The following is a 5,259-nucleotide window of genomic DNA, read 5'->3' as shown; positions in this document are numbered from 1 at the left end:
AGGACCCCGATTTCATGAATCCGCTCTCGTGTCCAGAGACTGAGTAAGAGCGATAGGGCACCTGCTCCCGTCACCAGGAGGACGATCATCATGATCCGCACCAGGCCTTCTAGGGTCTGAGAGGATTCCTTCATCTGGTCAAAGGCCTTGCGATCTTCGACCACGCGTAGCGATTGCCAATCCAGATCCAAGCTTTTGACTTGCTTCAAGAGGGCATCGATTTTCTCAGGATCTTTGACCCCAAAGGTGACCTGGGTCACTTCTTGCTGACTGAGACCAAGAAGCTTGGTCGTATCCTCATAAGGGAGGTAGACTTGATTCTCACTCAGATCAGAGGTCATTCCTGTGAATTTTTCCTGTTTCTTACCCGAAAAGATCCCAACGATTTTAAAGGTTTGCTCTTTGGCAGGAGTCTCTCCCATCTGAAAGCTGGATAAGGTCAAGGAATCCCCGACCTTTAGCTTGTTCTTCTTAGCCAACTCTTGGTGGATCAAGATCTGGCCGCGAGCCTTGTCGGATAAGTGCTTGCCTTGCACCAGTTGGAAACTGCCACTGCGGAAATCCAGGTGCTGGTCTGTCTTCTGGGTGAAGACAGCGCCTAGCGCTTGCTTGGCTTCCTGACCCAGATCATCCCGCTCTACCGACTGCTGCCCCGTCACCACTTCTTTACCAAGAATACGAACAGGACTTTCATATTGAGGAACCATAGATCCAACTCCAGCTAGCCGCTGCACCTTTTCAGCTTCCTTCAGTGCAAAGGGAGTAGCCCCCTGCTTACTGGTCAGGGCAAAACTGGTCCCAGCCGACTGCTTGATATGGTCCTCCAGTCTTCCTCCCACTTGCATCAGTGAAAAACAGAAATACAAGCAAGAAAGGATCAAGAGGAGAATCAGAAAGAGAACCAGATTCCTCGTTCTTTTTCGAGAAATATAGGCGATTGCCTGTTGTAAGAGCATGATCTCACCCTCCATTTCAAGGTCCACGACAATACAATGTGGACGTTTTCATCATTTTTTATAGTTATTATAGAAAAGAAATGTGAAATGTTTATGAAATAGAAAAAGTTTCCTAGATTTTCTAGGAAACTTTATTCGATTTAAATAATATTATGTAAAACATACGTCCCACTTGCTTGACCTTATTTTTCAAAGACTCCTCCTTCTTGAATCTTTGAAAAGATCTGATCGGTCAGTCGAACATTTAAGAAGCTCCAAAGAGCGAAACCTCCAAAGGTAAAGAGATAAATAGCTGTCAGTAACCGTTCAGGACTACTGAGACTGATATAAACCACTGCCAGATTGAAGAAGATAAGAAAGATGGTTTGAATAGGATTTAAGAGAGCAATGAGGAAACTATTCAGACAGACCTTTCTTGTAGGGTCTTCAAAGAGGCCAATATAAGGGAAGATCAAGGTCATCCCTCCACATAGAAGGACGATAAAGGGAAGCAAGATCCAAATCCCATACTCACTTAAAAAGGCCGTATTTGAAAAAAGACAGTAATCCAGATAAAGAAGGGCAGATAGTCCTAGGCAGGTCAGCCAAATCACCGTCGCTTGCTTGAAATTAGCTCGAAAGAGACGGAAAAAATGAAAGACGAGATCCGTATCTTCCCCTTTCAACAAGCGGTGCCACATGGTTGCTAAAGCGGTAAGCGATGCACCGATCGTGAAAATCGGAAGGCAGCAAACGATAAACAAGGTGTTCAAGATAATGATGTCTGTCAACCGGGTCAAGGTCTTGACCAAGCGTCCATCCAATGAAAATAATTTTTGCATCTTCTTCTCCTTGTTCTTCATCTCAATTTCTGCTACTTCCTCCAAGGAAGCACTCAGGGGCTTTAGGCCCCTGAGTTACTTACTTGAATCCATTTAGACTCCTGTTACTTCACTTCTTTTTGGTAACGATCATAGGCATCCTGTTGAATCTTCATAAAGTCATCAATGCCCATCTTCTTCAATGTTGCTTTGTAATCGTCCCAATCCTTTTCGACGCCCCCTTCGACTACCCATTTAGAAGCTTGTTGGGTAACATAGGAGTTGATATCGACATAAATAGAGGACAATTTGTTCAATTCTTCTTGAGAGTAGATGACATTTGGATATGCTGGCAAAGCGTACTGTTTCAATTCTTTGTCCATCTTCAATTTGAGGCCATCACCTTGCGTTTGGTCGATGTCGACATGACTATTGATATCATCTGACACATATTTTGGTCCAAAGTCACGAAGGGAATTGATCCAAGCCCATTCATCGGCAGATTTACCATCTTTTGGAGCCAAAACCTTGTACTTGTCACCATCTTTTTCAGTCGCAATGCCAAAGGATCCATAGAAGTTTTGAATGCTGGCATCATCCGTGTAGAATTTATCCAACCATTTGAGCAATTTTGCAGGGTCCTTGCACTTATTCGTGATCAAGATTTCATTGCGTCCATAGTTCAAATGATCTGGGTCAGAAATGACATATTGTTTGCCATCAGGGCCTTTCAATGCTGGAAGAGGAGCATATTCGCTGGCATGTTGGCCGAAGGTTGCATCTGCTGTCCAACCACTTGATACACCGACACGTGCCACTCCCTTGTCCATCCGTTTGGCAACAGACATAGAGGTATCTTCTGTAAAGAGTTCAGGGTCGATCAAGCCTTTCTTGTAGGCTTCATGCATAGCAGCTATCCCTTGTTTATAACTTTCTTCCGTCCGGAGGTAGACCGGTTTGCCATCTTTGACGGACATTTCATAGGTATTATCTCCACCCAGACGGTTGTTGAATGGCAAGATATAAGAGAAGGTCGGATCAAAGTTACCAGAGCCAAATGGAATTTCATCATTGACATCCCCATTGCCATTGGCATCTTTGTCCTTGAAGGCTTGTAAAACAGTCACCAATTCATCATAGGTTTCCGGCATCTTCAAGCCAAGGTTGTCCAACCATTTCTTATTAATAAAGAGTTGGTTGCCGACGATTGGCCGCATTGGCAATTTCTTAGGCAGACTGTAAATATGACCATCAGGGTTGGTCACCATGGCTTTTAATTTCGGTTCTTTTTCAAAGGCCTTGTTCAAGTTTGGCATATTATCCTTGATCAAGTCTTCCAATGGAATGAACATGTTTTGGTTCTGAGCGATTTCAGAATCCGTGAAGGCATTGGATCCCAAGAAAGCGTCTGGTAAATCTCCACTGGCAACAAGAACAGATTTCTTATCAGACCAGTCTGCAGCCACCATGGTATCCCATTTGATCTTGATACCTGATTCCTTGGCTGAATCATCTAGAAAACCTTTGTGATAGTCTTCCCCCCAATCCGACCAACGAACGGTCGTGATCTTGAAGGTATTTCCATCATTCTTGTCATTGCTTGATTTATTTGTGGAAGCTCCACAAGCCGTCAAGCCAGCTAAAGCAGCTGCTCCAAGGAGCAGATAGGCAAATTTCCTGTTTTTCATGATCTTCTCCTATTCTTTCAAGGCCCCTATCATGACACCTTGATTAAAGTATTTTTGGACGAATGGATACAGCATCATAATCGGTGCTGTTGAGATAACGATGGCTGCATATTTCATCATATCAGCCTTGATACGGAGGTCAGAAGCTACCTCCCCTGTTGCTTGCGATTGCAACATTTGATTACTAATTAAGAGACGGCGCAGGATCAGTTGTAGGGGTTGGAGATTTTCATTGGTCAAATAAATCAAGGCATTGAACCAAGAATTCCAGATCCCTACTGCTGTCCAAAGTCCAATAACGGCAATAATAGCCTTGGACAAGGGGAGCACGATCTTTCTGAAGTAATGAATGGTTCCACAACCATCGATCTGGGCGGCTTCCCACATCCCTTCTGGAATACTATTGTTAAAGAAAGTTCGAGCTACAACGATATTGTAAGGAGAAACTGCAAATGGTACGACCATTACCCAGAAGGTGTCGACCAAACCCAATTGTTTGACTGTCAAATAAATGGGAATCAAGCCTCCAGAGACAAACATGGGAACGATAAAGAAGACACTGACCCATTTCTTAGCAAAGAGGTCCTTTCGCGACAAGGCGTAACCAGCCGGGATATTAATGACCAGGGCAACGATGGTTCCCACAACCGTGTAAAGGATGGTGTTGAGATAGCTCTTTAGAAATAAAGGCTGTTCAATCAAGCGTTGATAGCCATCTAGTCGCCATTCCCTCGGGATAAACCAAACCTTACCAGTTGCCACATCAGACGGATTACTGAAGGAGGCAATAATGACAAACCACAAAGGGTAGACAATCAAGAGAATCAAGCAAATCGCTAGACCATAGATAAAAACATCAAAGAGGATTTCTGACTTGGTCTTTCTCGCATGTTGAAACAATTTCACAATTTCTCCTCCTTTCTAGAACAATCCTGTCTTGGTATAGCGTTTCGCAAACCAGTTGACCGACAGTAAGATGATCAAGTTAACCAAGGTATTAAAGAGACCGATCGCTGTCGAATAACTATATTGAAAATTAATCATCCCCACTTTGTAGACATAGGTCGAAATGATTTCACTTCCTGCCAGATTGAGTGGATTTTGCAAGAGCAAGACCTTTTCAAAACCAACACTGAGTAGGCTGCCTGCTCTGAGAATCAAGAGAATCATCGCCGTTGGTAACAGTAAGGGTAAGTCAATATGACGGATTTTTTGCAATCGACTCGCCCCGTCCATAGTCGCTGCTTCATAAAAGGTTGGATCAATGGCTGATAGAGCGGCTAGATAAATGATACTATCCCAACCGATATGTTGCCAGACATCACTCCAGACATAGACACCCGCAAAGCTACCCGGTTTGGATAAGAGGGCAGGCATCTTTAAGCCGACCAATTTGAGGACATTGGCTAACAGTCCACTACTTGGAGAGAGAAAAAGAATAATCATCCCACACATGACCATGGTCGAGATAAAATGAGGCAAATAAGTTGTTACTTGAAAGATTTTTTTGAACTTGCCCACACGAATTTGGTTGCAAATGATGGCTAGAACAATCGGCAAGGGAAAACCAACCAGAATACTGTAAATAGAAATTTTCAAGGTATTCTTCATGGTTGTCGCAAATTGGAAGGATGAGAAGAACTGGTTAAAATACTTAAGACCAGCCCAAGGACTTCCAAATATCCCAGTAGCGGGAGAGTAATCTTTAAAAGCGATGACTAGACCCGCCATAGGGATATAGGCAAATAAAATCAATAAAATAATCGATGGCAGGAGCAGCACATATAAAGGAATATTTTTCTTAAATTTGCTCTG

Annotated in this window: 5 protein-coding genes; all 5 read right to left on the bottom strand. The window is 43.3% G+C overall.

What is annotated here, in order from left to right:
* Positions 1–956, bottom strand: a 956-nt coding sequence (locus SPADD19_RS02480; protein ID WP_061455261.1) for an ABC transporter permease, incomplete at its 3' end; no start/stop codon positions are given.
* A 182-nt stretch (positions 957–1,138) separates the two neighbouring features.
* A complete protein-coding gene (locus tag SPADD19_RS02475) occupies positions 1,139–1,777 on the bottom strand; it encodes a YesL family protein (RefSeq protein ID WP_024055799.1) in 639 nt (212 codons plus the stop codon).
* A 104-nt stretch (positions 1,778–1,881) separates the two neighbouring features.
* Positions 1,882–3,444, bottom strand: a complete 1,563-nt coding sequence (locus SPADD19_RS02470; RefSeq protein ID WP_031575601.1) for a type 2 periplasmic-binding domain-containing protein — start codon at positions 3,442–3,444, stop codon at positions 1,882–1,884.
* A 9-nt stretch (positions 3,445–3,453) separates the two neighbouring features.
* The gene (locus SPADD19_RS02465) at positions 3,454–4,350 is read right to left on the bottom strand and encodes a carbohydrate ABC transporter permease (protein ID WP_049475288.1); all 897 of its coding nucleotides are present in this window, start codon (positions 4,348–4,350) and stop codon (positions 3,454–3,456) included.
* Between the two features lie 15 nt (positions 4,351–4,365).
* Positions 4,366–5,259, bottom strand: an 894-nt coding sequence (locus SPADD19_RS02460) for an ABC transporter permease (RefSeq protein ID WP_061455260.1), incomplete at its 5' end; no start/stop codon positions are given.

Origin of the sequence: Streptococcus parasanguinis, from assembly GCF_001578955.1 — a bacterium.
GTDB lineage: Bacteria > Bacillota > Bacilli > Lactobacillales > Streptococcaceae > Streptococcus > Streptococcus parasanguinis_U.
This window is presented reverse-complemented; position numbering and strand designations above follow the sequence as displayed.

Bases quoted from the DNA above. Each gene is read 5' to 3' on its own strand.
- SPADD19_RS02475 (WP_024055799.1), bottom strand. From the start codon at position 1,777: ATGCAAAAATTATTTTCATTGGATGGACGCTTGGTCAAGACCTTGACC.
- SPADD19_RS02470 (WP_031575601.1), bottom strand. From the start codon at position 3,444: ATGAAAAACAGGAAATTTGCCTATCTGCTCCTTGGAGCAGCTGCTTTA.